General features: G+C 61.8%; 10 protein-coding genes. 4 read left to right on the top strand and 6 right to left on the bottom strand.

Annotated elements, in window-relative coordinates; translation table 11 throughout:
* Window positions 1–50 precede the first annotated feature (50 nt).
* On the bottom strand, window positions 51–1,061 hold the full coding sequence (gene bcsN / locus ACCD05_RS03500) for a cellulose biosynthesis protein BcsN (protein WP_413391147.1): 1,011 nt from the start codon (window positions 1,059–1,061) through the stop codon (window positions 51–53).
* Between the two features lie 788 nt (window positions 1,062–1,849).
* Between bcsN and ACCD05_RS03495 the strand changes: the two genes are divergently transcribed.
* The 4 genes from ACCD05_RS03495 to ACCD05_RS03480 all read left to right on the top strand — a co-directional run bounded on the left by ACCD05_RS03495 (window position 1,850) and on the right by ACCD05_RS03480 (window position 7,249).
* Window positions 1,850–2,947 (top strand): efflux RND transporter periplasmic adaptor subunit, encoded by a 1,098-nt coding sequence (locus ACCD05_RS03495; RefSeq protein ID WP_112435263.1) that lies wholly within the window; start codon window positions 1,850–1,852, stop codon window positions 2,945–2,947.
* Window positions 2,947–6,099, top strand: a complete 3,153-nt coding sequence (locus ACCD05_RS03490; protein ID WP_112435262.1) for a multidrug efflux RND transporter permease subunit — start codon at window positions 2,947–2,949, stop codon at window positions 6,097–6,099. The genes ACCD05_RS03495 and ACCD05_RS03490 overlap by 1 nt, the downstream gene beginning before the upstream one ends.
* 179 nt (window positions 6,100–6,278) lie before the next feature.
* Complete coding sequence (locus tag ACCD05_RS03485) at window positions 6,279–6,773, top strand: hypothetical protein (RefSeq protein ID WP_047504318.1); 495 nt, start codon at window positions 6,279–6,281, stop codon at window positions 6,771–6,773.
* 23 nt (window positions 6,774–6,796) lie between these two features.
* Entirely contained in the window at window positions 6,797–7,249 is a 453-nt protein-coding gene (locus tag ACCD05_RS03480) for a hypothetical protein (RefSeq protein ID WP_112949444.1), read from the top strand.
* Window positions 7,250–7,264: 15 nt separating this feature from the next.
* Here the strand turns inward: ACCD05_RS03480 and ACCD05_RS03475 are convergent, their stop codons facing one another.
* The 5 genes from ACCD05_RS03475 to ACCD05_RS03455 form a co-directional block, all read right to left on the bottom strand.
* Entirely contained in the window at window positions 7,265–7,519 is a 255-nt protein-coding gene (locus tag ACCD05_RS03475; RefSeq protein ID WP_081992903.1) for a DUF982 domain-containing protein, read from the bottom strand.
* Window positions 7,520–7,837: 318 nt separating this feature from the next.
* Window positions 7,838–8,062: a hypothetical protein gene (locus ACCD05_RS03470; RefSeq protein ID WP_112949443.1), complete on the bottom strand. Its 225-nt coding sequence runs from the start codon at window positions 8,060–8,062 to the stop codon at window positions 7,838–7,840.
* 166 nt (window positions 8,063–8,228) lie between these two features.
* A complete protein-coding gene (locus ACCD05_RS03465) occupies window positions 8,229–8,432 on the bottom strand; it encodes a hypothetical protein (RefSeq protein ID WP_018898056.1) in 204 nt (67 codons plus the stop codon).
* Window positions 8,433–8,686: 254 nt separating this feature from the next.
* Window positions 8,687–10,447 carry a sulfite reductase subunit alpha gene (locus tag ACCD05_RS03460; RefSeq protein WP_112949442.1) on the bottom strand — a complete coding sequence of 587 codons (1,761 nt, stop codon included), beginning with the start codon at window positions 10,445–10,447 and terminating at the stop codon, window positions 8,687–8,689.
* Window positions 10,448–10,449: 2 nt separating this feature from the next.
* Window positions 10,450–15,960 carry a glutamate synthase-related protein gene (locus ACCD05_RS03455; protein ID WP_413391143.1) on the bottom strand — a complete coding sequence of 1,837 codons (5,511 nt, stop codon included), beginning with the start codon at window positions 15,958–15,960 and terminating at the stop codon, window positions 10,450–10,452.
* Window positions 15,961–16,143: the final 183 nt, after the last annotated feature.

Raw genomic sequence — 16,143 nt, 5'->3', positions numbered from 1 at the left:
TTCAAAGGCATTGCGCCGGGCATCTTCTCCGATGCCGGCCTAGCTGATCGTCATCTCTGGCAGGCGGCATTTGCCGCCGTGTTGCCGATGCATTCCGGCGACGGCACGTTCACGCCGCTCGCTGTCATCGTCTGTTGTGAGGCTGGCTGGCGTACCGACGCGTTGGCCAGCGCAGGCGCTTCCAGCGGCGCCTGTGGCGCGTTTTCGGAAAGGTCAGGTCCCGGCACGCGTGGGCCGATCGCCGGCGGCAAGGTTGGCGCTACCGGTGCCGTGGCGGCAGGGCGAACTGCTGCGCGGCGCAACGGCGCGGGCCTTGAGTAGGTCTGCGTCGGGGCCGGTTCGTAGCCGATCGGCATCGGCGTCGAGCGATAGCCGCCTTCGTCGGGATAGATCGGGTTTCCGGGGCGTCCGATGGTAGGGTCGCCCCCTTGCGTCATGCCGTAAGGGTTCCAGATTTCGCCGTTGAAGGTGCCGATCACGGTGTAGCCGTACATCACGCCCAGCAATTGGCGCTCGGTTGCGCGCGCATCACACAGGCGCAGGCGAACCTGGATCATGCCGAAATTGCGGGCCTGTGTCTGGTCCGAGCGGCTGGAGCGGATCTGCTGCCATCCGTAGACACAGGTGTCGCCGTTGTGGCTGGTGCCGAAGGCATAGCCGAAGGGGCCGTAGCTGTTTTGCAGGAACGTCGCGGAGCGCGCCATCCGCACACCGGGGATGGCAGTCGCCATCTCGCGCGCAATAGCGCTCTCATTGACCATCTTGTAGGTGGAGTTCCCGGCGCCTGGGTTCTCGCCGCGCCCGCCGAGAAACTGCACCTTGAGAAAGTTCTGGCCGGGGACCGAGGACGAGGTGAACAGCGAAATCGACTGATCGACGCCATTGCCGCGCTTCTGCTCGACGACGCTCACGATAGAGGGCCCACCGGGTGGCGGCAGGACAAGCGCTTTCTCGCTCGCGATTGTTTCAGCGGCGCTCGGTTGTCTGATATTTCCAGTCGATGTGCAGCCGGCAGCAAGACCAGCCAACCCCGCAAGGGCCATCAATCTTAGCAAACCCATGTTTCCGATCGCCGCAATCGTATTTCCCCGTATCCGGCGCAATTTTGGCAACCGGACTTCGAATCAACGACCAGACGGCCGTTAATCATTCTAAACGACGGATATGGTTAACCAATCGTTAATTTACGGATCATTGAGGTAGTGGCGATTGGGTTCGCGAACACAAAAAGTTGCTTGCGTCGATACGCCGCCATCCAGGTCGCAAGGCACAGCCTTCCCGCGCGCTGAGACGACTAAATTAGGCTCGGATAATAACAAAGACAAAAAGATACTTTAGAGCGATTTTTTGCCGCCCAAAATTCTATTTTCTAGACTGCGAAGCACGCAGGGCTGTCCGCGCTTGTGGTCAATCGAAGGCCATTCATGAACATGCTTCATGGCCTTATGCGGATTTCGGCATCTTAACATGTTCGGACCGAGCTGTTACGTAAATGCTAAGGCCGAGCTCCGGCTCCGGTCGGCTGTTAAATACGGGATATAAAAACGAAAAATCGGAAGCAGATGCGAAGTGGCAGCTGTTTCCTCATCGACGTGCGCAGGTTCTTCGAGGCAGGCGAGCGACTAGCGGAATTCGTTTGGTTGCTTGTGGATGGGGTCTCGCACGCCAATTTCACAACGGAGTAAAGCTTGGCGGAGGAGCCAAGGGGAGGAGGGAACCAAGGTTGCTCGGTTGAATCGAGCCCAAGTAAAGGCGAATAAAAGTGCAAAATAAAAATCAGCGGCATTTTTCCACCGTTCGCAGCGGCGTGCTTGTAGCGGCTGTATCGATATTCATGTCTTCCGCGGCAATGGCCCAGCAGGCCGAGGCCCCACCGCCTCCATCCGTCACAACCGTGAATGTTGCCGCAAGCTCGGTCCCGCTCAGCTATGAATATGCTGCTCGCATCTCGGCATTTCGTCAGACGGAAGTACGCGCTCGCGTGAGCGGTATCCTGCTGAAGCGTAATTTCGTCGAAGGCGCTCAGGTCAAGGCCGGCGATGTGCTGTTTCTCATCGATCCTGCGCCCTATGAAGCGGCACTGATGCAGGCGCAGGCCGGATTGAAGCAGGCTCAGGCCCAGCTCGGCCAGGGCATTCGCGAGGAAAAGCGCAACATCAGCCTCTTCGATCAGAATGTCGGCAGCCAGAAGAGCCGCGACGACGCGATTTCCGCGCGCGAACTCGCCGAAGCGGCTGTCGCTTCCGCCGAAGCCCAGGTCAAGACCGCCGAACTCAACCTCGGCTACACCAAGGTGACTGCGCCGATTGGCGGCATCACGAGCCTCGAACAGGTCTCTGAAGGCAGCCTGATCAGCACTGATTCCAGCCTGCTGACCAACATCACCCAACTGGACCCCGTTTACGTCAATTTCTCCTTCTCGGATTCCGAGGCACGAGAAATCCGCCATCTCATCGATCTGATGAAGAGCAAGGGCCAGGAGCAGAAGCTGCGGGTCAAGCTCACCTTTGGTGACGGCTCGACCTACGGTCACGAGGGACTTGTCGACTTCACGTCGGCCACCGTCGACGTCAATACGGGCACCATTCAGGCACGTGCGATCATCGACAATCCCGATCGCCAGCTCATTCCGGGCCAGTTTGTACGCGCGACAGTGAGTGGCGTGACTGCCGATGACGCGATCGTCATTCCGGAGATAGCGTTGATGCAGGGCCCGCAGGGTCAGTTCGTCTATACCGTCGGCAAGGACGGTAAGGCCAAGATCAACGCGGTAACGCTCGGCCAGAAGGTCGGCAGCAACTGGATCATCAATTCGGGCCTCGATGCCGGTGACCAGCTGATCACAGAAGGCATCATCAAGGTGCGTCCGGGCTCGGCCGTCAACGCGACGGCTGAAGCGGCGGCTGCCGATGCCGGCAAGGATACGAAAGAGACGGCGGCCAACTGATGGGTAACAGGTTCTTTATCGACCGGCCGGTCTTCGCGGCGGTCATTTCCATTGTCATCGTTCTGGCGGGCCTTCTGGCCCTGCGGGCGCTGCCTATCGCGCAATATCCTGAACTGGTGCCGCCGCAGGTCGTCGTTACGGCGAACTATCCCGGAGCCAGCGCTGAAACTGTCGCGCAGACCGTTGCCGCTCCGCTGGAGCAGCAGATCAACGGCGTCGAGAACATGCTCTACATGCAATCGACGAACTCCAACAGCGGCACCATGCAGATCACGGTGACGTTCGCGCTTGGCACGGATCCCGACCAGGCCGCGATCAACGTGAATAACCGTGTCCAGCGTGCGACTTCGACCTTGCCGCAGGAAGTTACCCGTCAGGGTGTCGTTGTCGCCAAGCGCTCGAACTCCATTCTCGCTTTCGTGGCGATGTTCTCCAACAACACGCAGTATGACCGCGCCTATGTCGGCAACTACGCGCTCTTGAACGTCATCGACGATCTCAAGCGTCTTCCCGGCATCGGCGATGTCAACGTGCTCGGTGATATCGACTATTCCATGCGCGTCTGGCTTCGACCGGACAAGATGGCGCAGTACGGCCTGACGCCGAGCGACGTGTCGGCGGCCATCCAGGAGCAGAACTCGCAGTTCGCGGCCGGCCGTTTCGGCGATCAGCCGAGCGCCACCGGACAGCCCTTTACCTACAGCGTTTCCACGCAGGGTCGTCTGGCTGACCCGGAAGCCTTTGGTGACATCATCCTGCGCTCGACCAGCAACGCAGCGACGCTGCGGCTGAAGGATGTCGCTCGCATCGAGCTTGGTACCAAGAGCTATTCGGTACAGAGCAGCCTCAATGGCACGCCGGCCGTTCCGATCGCAGTTTATCTGCAGCCGGGCGCCAATGCTTTGAACACGATGGAAGCGCTTTCGACGCGCCTGGCTGAACTGAAGAAGTCGTTCCCTGACGGTATCGACTATCGTATTCCTTACGATACGACAAAGTTCATCCAGGTCTCGATCGAAGAGGTCATTCACACCTTCTTCGAAGCGATCGCCCTCGTGGTCATTGTGGTGTTCCTGTTCCTGCAGAACTGGAGAGCAACGCTTATCCCTGTGATCGCGGTTCCGATCTCGATCATTGGCACCTTCGCCGGCATGTATCTGCTCGGTTTTTCGATCAACCTGCTGACGCTATTCGGCCTGGTGCTGGCGATCGGTATCGTCGTGGACGACGCCATCGTGGTTCTTGAAAACGTCGAACGCCTGATGACGGTAGACAAGCTGCCGCCCAAGGACGCGGCTATCAAGGCCATGGGCGAAGTCACGGGACCGGTTGTCGCAATCGTGCTCGTGCTGTGCTCGGTCTTCATCCCGGTCTCCTTCATGGGCGGGCTTGCGGGCCAGATGTACAAGCAGTTCGCCGTCACGATCGCCATCTCGGTGATCCTGTCGGGCATCGTGGCATTGACGTTGACGCCGGCGCTCTGCGGGCTGATCCTGAAGCCCGGTCATCATGAACCGGCGCTGCCGTTCCGCGTGTTCAACCGCGCCTTTGACCGTCTGACGTCGGGCTATACGGCGGGCGTTCGCTTCTTCGTCAAGCGTTTCGCCATCGGTCTCGTCCTCGTTGGCGCCCTGCTTGGCGCGACTGGCTACCTCTTCTACACCCTCCCGGGATCGCTCGTTCCCAACGAAGACCAGGGCTGGGTACTGCAGGTTGCCGTACTTCCGCCGGCAGCAGCGCTTCCGCGCACCGAAGCGGTCATGAACCAGGTGGTCGACAACACCTCGAAGCTTGAAGGCGTTCACGACGTCTTCGCGGTCTCCGGCTACGATATCCTCGCCGGCGGCATCAAGAGCAGCGCCGGTGTGTCCTTCATCATTCTCGATGACTGGAAGGAGCGCACCACTGCGGCACTGGACGCCCGCAACATGGCGGGGCCGATCATCGGCGCCAATAGCGATATCAAGGATGGGATGGTTCTGGCCTTCAATCCGCCGCCGATCCAGGGCTTGAGCACCACGGGTGGTTTCGAAGCCTATGTTCAGGACCGTGGCGGCAACGGCATCGCGAACCTTGCCGAACAGGCGAATGCTCTCGTTGCCGCGGCTTCGAAGCGCCCTGAGCTGACCGCCGTGCGCACCACCTTCGATGCCAGCGTTCCGCAGTACCACGCGGATCTCGATCGCGAGAAGGCAAAGGCGCTCGACGTGCCGATCAACACGGTGTTCGATGCCATGCAGGCCACGTTCGGTAGCCTCTATGTCAACGACTTCACGCTCTATGGCCGCAATTACCAGGTCAATCTGCAGTCGGAATCGGCTTTCCGGCAGTCGCCAGACGATCTCCGTCAGGTCTTCGTTCGCTCGAACAATGGCAGCATGATCCCGCTGGATGCGTTGGTGAAGGTCACGCGCATCATCGGCCCCGACCAGGTCGAACGCTTCAACGCGTTCAACTCGGCCAAGGTCACCGGCAACCCGGCTCCTGGCTATACCTCGGGTGACGCCATCCGCGCATTGCAGGAGGTCGCGAGTGAGACCCTTCCGGCAAGCTACCAGATCGCCTGGACAGGTTCGGCCTACCAGGAACTGGCAACGGGCGGCGCGGGAACGCAGGCGATGCTCTTCGGCATCATCATGGTGTTCCTCATCCTTGCCGCGCAGTACGAGAAGTGGACGCTGCCGCTGGCGGTTATCACGGCCATCCCGTTCGCGCTGTTCGGTGCACTGCTCGCAACGATGCTCCGCGGGCTGACCAACGACGTCTACTTCCAGATCGGCATGGTCACGCTGATCGGTCTGGCCGCCAAGAACGCCATCCTCATCGTCGAGTTTGCCGTTCTGAAGCGCCAGGAAGGACTGTCGGCCGGCGAGGCTGCGATCGAAGCCGCCCGCCTGCGTTTCCGCCCGATCGTCATGACGTCGCTGGCATTCATTCTGGGTGTCGTGCCGTTGGCGATCAGCACGGGTGCGGGCTCGGCCAGTCGTCACGCCATCGGAACCGGCGTTATCGGGGGCATGCTCGCGGCGACGTTCATCGCGACCTTCTTCATCCCGATGTTCTACCGCCTGATCGCCTGGAAGGCGCCGAAGCAGGCCGATAGTCCGCAAGCGGCTCCCGGCAACAACCCGGCGATCGTTCCCGGCGAGTAACAACGGTCTTTCGAACAACGGGCCGGCGCGGACATGATGTCCACGCCGGCCCGAACTGTTTCAGGTCCTGAACCATTTCTGGGGCGGAGCGAACGTGCGATGGCGATGTGCGGATCTTTTTAACGCCGCAGCGCTAATATGCGCCCGCACACATGTTCTCTAACCCCCAGGGACCTTACATGAAGACGATTCTCGTCGGGGCGCTTCTCGCCGCCCTCATACCCGGCATCAGCCAGGCCAAGACGCTTGCATTCCCGAGCGACGCCCCCATCGCTCAGATCGCCATTCCAGATAGCTGGGAGCCCGAGGAAACGGAAACCGGGATCCAGGCGACGTCCGATGACTCGGCTATTTACCTTTCGATCGACGTCGCCGACGAAAAGAGCACCGACAAGGTCATCGACGACGCTATCGCCTTTCTTCAAAAGAACGGCGTGAAGGTCGACGGCTCGACGCAGAAGAAGTCCGATGAGCCGATCAACGGCATGGACATGACCAACTTCGACTGGACCGGCACCGACAATGACGGCGCAGTCAATATCGGCCTCTCGCTGCTCTCGCCCAAACCAGGCAAGCTCCTCGTCATCACCTATTGGGGATCGCAGGGAACGCAGGAGGCGCATGGGCCTGAACTCCAGGCGATCATCAGCTCCCTGAAACCTGCAGCCGAATAATATCGCGCAGGCACGGCTCTGCCGTGCCTGCCTTTTCACCCGAGGTCACCGTGCGCTTCTTCAAATCATGTCTTATTCTATCGCTCTCTGCGTTGTCGGCAGCGAGCCCGTCATGGGCTGACGCGTACAAGGCTGTCAGCAACACCGCCATGTCCGTTACCGGCGATATCTCGATGGACGACTTCAGCATTACCTTCGAAACGGGTGAAGAGCTTTCGTTTTCCAATCTGGTCGGCGATCACTTCATCGTCGACGGCGAACGTGTACCGGCTTCCGTCTATCGCGTCGCCGATCCTTCGGATCTCGAGTTGCTGAACGGCAATCGTCTCTGCGGCTCCGGTCCGGTCACCTATGTCGCAAATTGGTCCGCCGGCGATGGCTTGTCGGCGATTGCGGTGTTCACCGGTCGGCATGCGCCGAAAAGCTCCGACGAAATGTGCGCGTCCTACACGTTTGAGGAAGGCGTCGAGGAGTGAGCGCGGCGACGCTGCCTAAAGCGGAACCGGTGCGGCGGGCACCACGTCATATGGCACCTTGGCTTCATCTGCCGCGGCGATAAAGGCGAGGCGCGCATCTTCCGGTGAAGCCTTGCCGATTGCCACGCCGTCGCACACTTCCAGGGCGGAAAAGTAGGCCTTGCCTTCAGCGACCGGCCAAGCAGTAAAAAGCAGTTTGAGCGCTTCACGGGTACTCGTGACCGTATAAACGGCGCCACTGCGCCGGCAGGCGATCAGAACAGGGATCATCCATGGTCTCGTGTCCAACGCTTTATACCCCCTCGAAGCGCATTTGATTGGCGGCAGCCGTGCAAAGCTGCCACCGCGCCCTTAACATATAGTATGTTCTTTATGCATCAAGCGTGGGCGCTCCGGTACCGCGCATGAAAAAACCCGGTGCGAGGGGCTGCACCGGGCTTTTGGTTGGACTGCATTGGGCTTGCTGATCCAGCAACGCGGATTTCAATACGTTGCGCAGATAAAACCCTTCAGCTGCGAAAAGGTTCCCAAAGAAGATCGGGCGCAATTTTTGCCGATCGTTCGGTCAACGGAGCAACGGTGAACCCGTTATTCCTCGGCAACGCCGTTCATCAGCCCGTCGAATACTTCGAGCATGGCGTCGGCGATCGCCTGGCCGAGCGCATTGCCGGCCTGACCGATCTCCGCGTTGTCCATGTCACGCGCCGCAAGCGCAAGCGCCGTGCCCTGCTCGCTGACGATCAGCTTGGCGCGTTCGATCGCCCAAAGCGAGAAGTCGTTGCGGTTGTCGATCGTTACGGTTTCCGGTTCCATGGCCAATTCCTCTCATTCGCTTGCGCGCTTATTAGCCTCTTTACCGGGAATATCGAAGCACAATCCTCGACGCGGCCACAACTCGCTCAATGCATGAGTGGGTGGCTGGGTCTGCGCTTGCCGCAGCCGCGGCAGGCGAGTGTGCCACATGATAACAGTCGAGCCGTTAGTTTGGATCGAGGTTTTTCATGCCGCGGCGCGTATGCCGCAGTTCAACGATCTGGCGCATCTGTGCCAGTCTAAGTTCCAGCGCTGTCCTGTCCATCGACGGGGGCAGCTTGCTGAGTTCATCCGCAAGGATATCAATCTCCTTGAGGAGGAACGGTAAATCGAAACCTTCATGTTCCATGTTTTCCGCCATGCCATTCATGCAAGCGATTCTTGCTTGCATCGATTTACATGCTTCGCTGTCACGGCTAGGCGAGTCTCGTTCAACGTTATTAATATCCAATAAACTATAGCCATCAGCGTCCCGAAATGACACCTGATAGTGCCAGGAGAGCACGAACGCGCACGCTTTCCTACCCGGCACATGGTCCGGGTTGATAAACGCGTTCGAGCGGCCGATGTTTTCGACCGCTCGATAGCATTTTCGGATTGTGACGGAGCCAGCCAGTCCTGGCCCTAGTAGACGTCGCGAACGTAGCGCTTCTGGCGCTTCAATTCGTTGACATAGGCGCTCGCGGCATCAGCGGAATGGCCGCCGTGGACAGCGATGATGTCGTGCAGGGCCTGATCCACGTCGCGTGCCATTCGTGTCGCATCGCCGCAAACATAGAAATGCCCGCCTTCTTCCAGCCAGGCGTAGAGCGCCTTGCCGTTCTCACGCATGCGGGTCTGCACGTAGATCTTTTCCTGCTGGTCACGGGAAAAGGCCAGATCGAGCCGCGTCAGCAGGCCTGCGCTGCTCATCGCAGCCAACTCCTCTTCGTAGATGAAATCGTCGGCACGGTGCTGGTCGCCGAAGAACAGCCAGTTCCGACCCGCAGCGCCGCGCGCCTGCCGCTCCTGCAGGAAGGCCCGGAACGGCGCGATGCCGGTGCCGGGACCGACCATGATGACAGGGGTCGCATCATCCGAGGGCACGCGGAACGCCTTGTTCTGCGACACGAAAATGCCGGCCATGTCACCCTCCGCACGATCCGCCAGATAGGTCGAGCACACGCCGCCGTGCTCGCGCCCGTTGGGCGTGTAGCGCACGCTGGCAACGGTCAGGTGCACGCGCCCCTCGGCAGCAAGCGGGCTCGAGGAGATCGAGTAGGCGCGGTGCTGCAGCGGCTTCAGCAGGCCGACGAAATCGGCGGCGCTCATCGCGCGCTCCGGCAGCAATTGCAGGAGGTCGAGGCTGTCCTTGCCCCACAGCCAATTCTCCAGTGCTTCCTTGTCGCCATGGCGCAGGATATGGCTGAGCTCTTCATGGCTGGCGCGCCGTTCGATCTCCGCGATGAATTCGCGCGACGGCGTGGAAATCTCGAAGCTGGCCGTCAATTCCTGGCCCAGCGGCCGGGCGAGGCCGGAAACGGCCGCTTCCGCGTCGGCGCCCAGACGCTCCAGAATGGCCGAAACAAGGGACGGATTGTTCATAGGCATGACACCCAGGGCATCGCCGGCTTCGTAAACCAATCCGCTATCGCCGAGATCGAACTCGAAATGCCGGATTTCCTTGGCGGATCGTGTACCCGAGAGCAGCCGGTTGACGGCAAGGGTCGAGGGATAAGGCGACTTGCGGTTCCATTGCGATTTCTCGCGGACAGGCAGGGCCGTCGCTTCGGCCGGCTCTGTGGCTCCACCTTCGATCGCTGCTGCGACCGGCAGGGTCTCGTTCACCCAGGCCGATGCGGCATCCTCGTAATCCACGTCGCAATCCAGGCGGTTCGCCATCCGCTGGGCGCCGAGTTGCTCCAGCCGGGTGTCGATCAGCTTGCCCGCCTGGCAGAAGCCATCATAGCCGGTGTCGCCGAGCGCTAGCACGCCGAAATTCATGGTCTCCAGTCTGGGCGCGCTGTCCGCCGAAAGCGCCTCCCAGAAGAGTTGCGCATTATCCGGCATCTCTCCTTCGCCATAGGTGGAGACCACCACGATCACCCGCTTCATGGTCGAGAAGCGAGCCATGTCGATATCGTCGAGCGCCTCGACCACCGGCTGCATCCCGGCAGCGCGGGCAGCCGCCGCCGCATCCATGGCCACGCCCTCGGCATTTCCGGTTTGCGTGCCATAGAGGATATGCAGTGGGCTTGATGCCGGCTGCTGCGGCGCTACCGCGGCGGCGGCGCTGCCGTCACCATCGATCGCCAGCCGTGAGTGGAGGCCGGCAAGGAAGCCGGAAAGCCAGGCGCGCTGGTCGCCATTGAAGGGGGCGTCGGCGGGGATATAGGGCACTTTCATCGTCACACTCGGCTGGTTCGGGCAGATGTCGTCAGGTCGGAGACCGCGCGCTTGGCGAACAGCTCCTCGAAGCTCGGCAGGCGACCGATCCTTTCGATGTTGCGGGCGTACTGGTGGATGATCCAGCCGTAGGTGCCGGGGCTATCCATCGACAGGATGTTGCGGCGCGCCAGCGCTTCCTTGTAGTCGGCAAGTCGCTTGGCGGCGATCATCACCGCCAGCTGTTCGTCGCTGTGGCCGTCGATAGCGTCACGCGCGTGCCGCATCAGCTTGCTCATAAGCGCGAAATCCTCCGTCAGGATGAGGTTGCGCACAGCCTTCTCTACGGCCGGCTCGGACGGGCCGAGCGCGTTGGGCACACGCGCCATCGCCAGGCCCTGCGCCATGGAAAGCACGGTGTAATTGTTGAGCAGCGCGAACATTTCGTCCGTGTCTGTCTCGCCGTAGCCGGGTACGCGGCCGTTGAGCACTGGCTTGCGGTCGCGATAGGCCAGCTTGAACTTGCGGACCTGATGGGCTGCGAGCGCCGAGGCCAGCTCCTCGATCAGCTCTTTGCGCGGCTTGGCCTTCAGGATCTGATCGCTATCCTGATAGAGCAGCAGCGCCCGCGGCATGCCGTAGACGAAATTGTGCCGTTCGCTCTCCCAGTTCTCCAGGAGCCAGCGCGCCTTGGACGAGCCGGTCGCGGCCAGATGCCAGGTGGGCAGCATGTGCACGGCTTGGCCATGGATGGCCGCTTCATCCCCTTCGTCGGAGATTGAGCCGAGCAGGATCGAGTCGTGGCTGACCTTCTTCGGCAGATCGCCGTACGGGTCGTACTGATAGACGAAACCGCCGCTCATGCCGTTGCCGAAGCCCTTGCCGAAGCTTCCGAGATTGAGAACCGCGCCATTGGTCATGTATTCGCAGCAGAAGTCGCCAACGCCCTCGACAACTGATGTCGCGCCGGAATTGCGGACGGCAAAACGGTCCCCGGCCTGGCCTTCCACGAAGGTGCGACCGCCGGTGGCGCCGAAGAGCGCGAAGTTGCCGATCAGCACGTTGCCGCCCGCCTCGTCGGAGCCGCCGCCCGGCGACTTGACGACGATGGTGCCACCGCAGGCGCTCTTGCCGACACCGTCATTGCAGGTGCCGGTATGGGTGAGCATCATACCGTCATTGCAGAACGCGCCGTAGGATTGCCCGGCCGAACCCGAGGTCGCGATATTGACCGATCCGGGCTCGAGGAAGCGCCGGCCGCGCTCGTCCTGGCGAACCGCCGGCAGGGTGGCTGCCGTCGCGGCGTCGATCTCGTAGTTCAGCATACGCTCGATATCGACTGCCAGCTGCCCGCCGACGCTCTTGTTGCAATTGTTGAGGAAGCGATTGCCGCCGAGCTCGACGGTTTCCTTGCCGTTTTCGATCAGCGCCGACTGCACGAGGTCGCGGAAGCCGTCATCGACGGCGTAATCCTTCTCCATATAGACGGGGTCGGTAATCTTCACCTCCTCGACCACCGCAAGCATCGCGCGGAGGTCAAGCTGCCCGACGCTTGAGGGGTGATCGAGGAGATGAAGAAGATCGGAACGCCCGCGCGCCTGGCGCAGCGACGGCAGGCCGAGCGATGCCAGAAGCTCGCGGGTCTCGTGGGCGATGTTGAGCAGATATTGCGCAAGCGCCCGGGGGTCGCCGTTGAAGACCTCCTGGTTGGTGGTCAGCCCGGCCGGGCACTTGATGTTGCAGTTCTTCGCCATGACGCATTTCAGCATCATCAACGCGGTGGTGCCGAATTCGAAACTGTCGCCACCGAGCAGAGCCGACTTGATGACGTCGCTCGCCGTCTGGTGCGCGCCCGAGCAACGCAACGTGACCTTATCGCGCAAGCCGTTGGCGCAAAGCGCCTGATGGACCTCGGCGATGCCGATTTCGGCGGCGCGCCCGGTGTATTTCAGGCTGGTGACGGCGGCCGCACCCGTGCCGCCGGTGTTGCCGGCGACATTGATGACATCGGCGCCTGCCTTGGCGACGCCAACGGCGATCGTGCCGATCCCTTCCGACGAGACGAGCTTGACGACAACACGCACGCGCGCCGCCTTGGCGTCATGGATGAGCTGCGCCAGATCCTCGATCGAATAGGTGTCGTGATGAGGGGGAGGCGAGACGAGCTCGACGCCGGGCGTGCCGCCACGGGCGGCCGCGATCTCGACGGTCACCTTGGGCGAGGGGAGCTGACCGCCTTCGCCGGGCTTGGCGCCCTGGCCGATCTTGATCTCGATCTCCTCAAGCATCGGATCGGCGAGATAGCCCGCCCAGATGCCGAAGCGCCCTGAGGCGAACTGCTTGATCTTGGAAGCGCGGATCGTGCCGTAGCGCGACAGATGCTCGCCGCCCTCGCCGGAGTTCGACATGCCGCCGGCCATGTTGGTGCCGTGGGCGACCGCTTCATGGGCGGCGGCCACGAGCGCGCCGTGGCTCATGGCGCCCGAGGCGAGCAGCGACGTGATTTCGCTCGCGTTCTGGATTTCGGAAAGCGGAATGCTTGCGGGCGCGGTGCGCAGCAGCGAGAGATAGTCGCGGGCCTCGCCCTTCGCCTGCACGGCAAGAGCGCCTGCTTCCAGCCAGTGGCCGACGATGTCGGTTCCGAAGCGCATGACGAGCGACTGCGCAAGTGCCGAAAGCAGCGTCAGCTGGCTGCCATTCGAGGTCGTCAGGCGCAGCCGGAACTCGTCGTCGCCAACGCGCTCGCAGGAAAGGCCGCGCACCATGAAGGCGTTGTTTCCCTTGCGGGAAAAACGTCCCATCTCGCGCCTGAAATCCTCGGCATTGCCGCAGAAGCTGACATCGGCGGGCAGGTCCAGCACATCACGCAAAGCCGCTGGGCGCCTCATGCGCTCTTCCATCATCATGCGTGCGAAGGCGCGGTAGCCGGGCGTGATCTCGAAGCGGTCGATCGCCTCGGGCGTCAGCTTTTCGAAGCTGGTGCTGTAATAGGCGGCATCGTTGAGGCCGAAGGCATCTTCCAGACGGTTGAGTGGCAGAAGCCGGAAGAATTCCGACTGGTCGGTGTCGCCGGCCATCCGCTCGAAATCGATCTTCTCCTCGGTCATGTCAACGAAGCCACGGACAGCGGTCGTGCCATATGAGTGACCGGCGCCCTCGGCGCGCTCCTTGAAAAGGCCGAGCAGCGGGATCTCGTTTTCACCGGTAACGGTCAGCGCCCGCATGTGCCAGTCGCACACCGCTTGAGCGATGACGGCGAAGTTCACGCCGCCAACAGGGGTCTTCACATTCGGGAAATAGCGGCGCAGCACGGGATCGTTGGTGTCGAGGAAGTTGGGCTCGAAGAATTCACCGGCGATGTAGCTTTCGGCCGTGCACAGGCCAACCTTGCCCATCGTCTTCATCAACGACTTTTCTGCCGCCTTGGCGAAGCGCTTGAACGCCTTGTCGGCATCGGCGCCGAACTTCTCCTCGGCCCGGAACTGGACGCCGAGCGGATAGACGGCCGAGGCGCCGAAGCCGAGTGCCGCGGCGATATGGTGAGACGAGGAAATCTGGCCGCTCTCTGCGATGATGGAGACGCGCAGGCGCAGGCCGGTTTCGATCAGGCGCTGGTTGAGGGCGGAGATGACGATGATCATCGGCAGGGCCGCGCGGTCGCGCGCTACATGGCGATCGGTGACGACAGCGATGCCGCCTTCTTCGGCGGCGAAGGCTTCCACCGCGTCGCAAAGCCTTGAGATCGCGGCCTCCAGCGCCTGCTCGTTGGCCTTGGGATCGCCGGCGACGGGCGTGTATAGCATCTCGAAGCGGCGCAACGGCGTCTCGGACTGCTCACGGATCTTCAGCATGTCGAGATGAGTGAGGATCGGTGAGCGCACGACGATCTGGCGGGCGGCCTTGGCGCCGATGTTCGGCTTGGCGCCGAGCGCCACGCGCAGGGTCATGCCGTCGGCTTCGCGAATGCTGTCGAGCGGCGGGTTTGTCACCTGGGCAAAGCGCTGCGAGAAATATTTGGCAACGCCGCCCTCCTGGTCGGAAAGGGCGTTGATGGCATTGCCGTAACCCATTGCCGAAATCTTCTCGGCACCCGTCGCCAGCATCGGATCCATCAGGAACTTGAAGCTTTCCTGATTGTGGGAATAGGCGACGTAGCGCTGATGACGCTCGAGGTCGCCATTGTAGCGGAGTGGGGATCCCTGCTGGTCGGCCGGCACTTCGGGCAGGTCCTCGAGGTGGACGCGGGCGTCAGCGAGCAGCGTCTTGTAGTCGCGCTGCTCCGCGAGCATATCGAGCGCTTCCGATGTCGAGTAGGATCGGCCGGCCGCGTGATCGAAGTAGAGCATGCCGCCGGCCTCGATCCGGCCGCGCCGGAGAACGGTCTCGGGCGGAAAGGCGATCTGGCCGGCTTCCGACATGACGCAGAGATAATCGGAGGTCTCGACGGTGCGCAGGGGCCGCAGGCCGAGCCGGTCGAGCCTGGCGCCGACGATGGTGCCGTTGCCGAAGATCAGCGCGGCCGGGCCGTCGTTCTTCTCCTCGTAGAGCGAGAAATATTCGAACATTGCCCTGACGTCTTCGGACAGCGTCTCGTCATTCTCCCACGCCGGCGGCATCATCGAGACGACGGCGGTCACGAGGTCGAGGCCATCTTCCATCACCCGGCTCTGCAGGGTCTGGTCGAGACGGCAGCTGTCGGATTGGCCTTTCGGGCGGATGATCGCGGAATTACGGGCAAGCGCGATCGCAGCCTCGGAGAGGCGGTTCTTCTTGTCGGTGTTCAATTCGCCATTGTGCGCCATCAGCCGGAAGGGCTGGGCCATGGAGGGGTGCGGGTCGGTGTTGGTGGAAAACCGCGTGTGGAAATACATGGTATGGATTTCGTGCGCGGGGTCCACGAGATCGCGGAAGTAGGGCAGCACCTCGTTGGAGTTCAACCGGCCCTTGAAGACCTGCGTGCGGGCGCTGAGCGACAGCGGATAGAAGCCGGCCAAGGCCGGATCGGTATAGGCAACGGCTTCGATCGCAAGCAGCGCCTTGTGGATGCGCCAGTCGAATTCGGCAGGCGTCTTCGCGGCCTCGGGAGCGGCAAACACCCATTGGCGGATCGGCAGCTGGTAGCGCACGGAGATCGGGCGGATCGCGTCATTGTCGACAGGCACGTCTCGCACGAGAAGCACGGGCAAGCCCTCATCGGCGAGCGCCGCCTCGATGATATCGGCCGCGCGCTGGTGCTCATTTGGGTTGTTCGGCAGGAAGAAATTGCCGACGCCGAAACGACCGGCGGCGAGATCAGGTTTACCGGTGAGGCCGCGGAAGAAGGAGAGGGAGAGATCGACCGAGATGCCGGCGCCATCACCGACGCCTTCCGCCGACATGCCGCCGCGATGCGGGACGGCACAGAGCGCCTCGTGGCCCCGCTTCAGCACGTCATGGGTCTGAACGCCATCCTTGCGGGTAATGAAGCCGACGCCACAGCTGCTCTTGTCTTCGCTGATATCGTAGAGGCCCGTGACCCGATCTTGTGCGCTCATCTGCCCGTCTCCTTGGTCGCGCCTTGGCGCGTGTCGTTTCAGTCCCGCAGGCGGAGCCGCAGGTGACCTGGCACGCTCCTCCGCTGGCGATTTAAAGGCGTTTTTTATTGGCGGTATGCGTGGACGCACGCGTGGCGGCCGGCTGCGCAATCGCTGCCGTGAGGACCGTCACTTTGCTGTAGG

Source organism: Rhizobium sp. Rhizsp42 (assembly GCF_047304155.1).
Taxonomy (GTDB): domain Bacteria; phylum Pseudomonadota; class Alphaproteobacteria; order Rhizobiales; family Rhizobiaceae; genus Rhizobium.
The sequence above is the reverse complement of the archived record's forward strand: the minus strand, read 5'-3'. Positions and strand labels throughout refer to the sequence as shown.

What these genes read in the sequence shown, in the direction of transcription:
- ACCD05_RS03475 (WP_081992903.1), bottom strand. Translation starts at nt 7,519, where the DNA reads ATGATCCCTGTTCTGATCGCCTGCCGGCGCAGTGGCGCCGTTTATACG.
- ACCD05_RS03460 (WP_112949442.1), bottom strand. Translation starts at nt 10,447, where the DNA reads ATGAAAGTGCCCTATATCCCCGCCGACGCCCCCTTCAATGGCGACCAG.
- ACCD05_RS03495 (WP_112435263.1), top strand. Translation starts at nt 1,850, where the DNA reads ATGGCCCAGCAGGCCGAGGCCCCACCGCCTCCATCCGTCACAACCGTG.
- ACCD05_RS03485 (WP_047504318.1), top strand. Translation starts at nt 6,279, where the DNA reads ATGAAGACGATTCTCGTCGGGGCGCTTCTCGCCGCCCTCATACCCGGC.
- ACCD05_RS03490 (WP_112435262.1), top strand. Translation starts at nt 2,947, where the DNA reads ATGGGTAACAGGTTCTTTATCGACCGGCCGGTCTTCGCGGCGGTCATT.
- ACCD05_RS03455 (WP_413391143.1), bottom strand. Translation starts at nt 15,960, where the DNA reads ATGAGCGCACAAGATCGGGTCACGGGCCTCTACGATATCAGCGAAGAC.
- bcsN (WP_413391147.1), bottom strand. Translation starts at nt 1,061, where the DNA reads ATGGGTTTGCTAAGATTGATGGCCCTTGCGGGGTTGGCTGGTCTTGCT.
- ACCD05_RS03465 (WP_018898056.1), bottom strand. Translation starts at nt 8,432, where the DNA reads ATGAATGGCATGGCGGAAAACATGGAACATGAAGGTTTCGATTTACCG.
- ACCD05_RS03470 (WP_112949443.1), bottom strand. Translation starts at nt 8,062, where the DNA reads ATGGAACCGGAAACCGTAACGATCGACAACCGCAACGACTTCTCGCTT.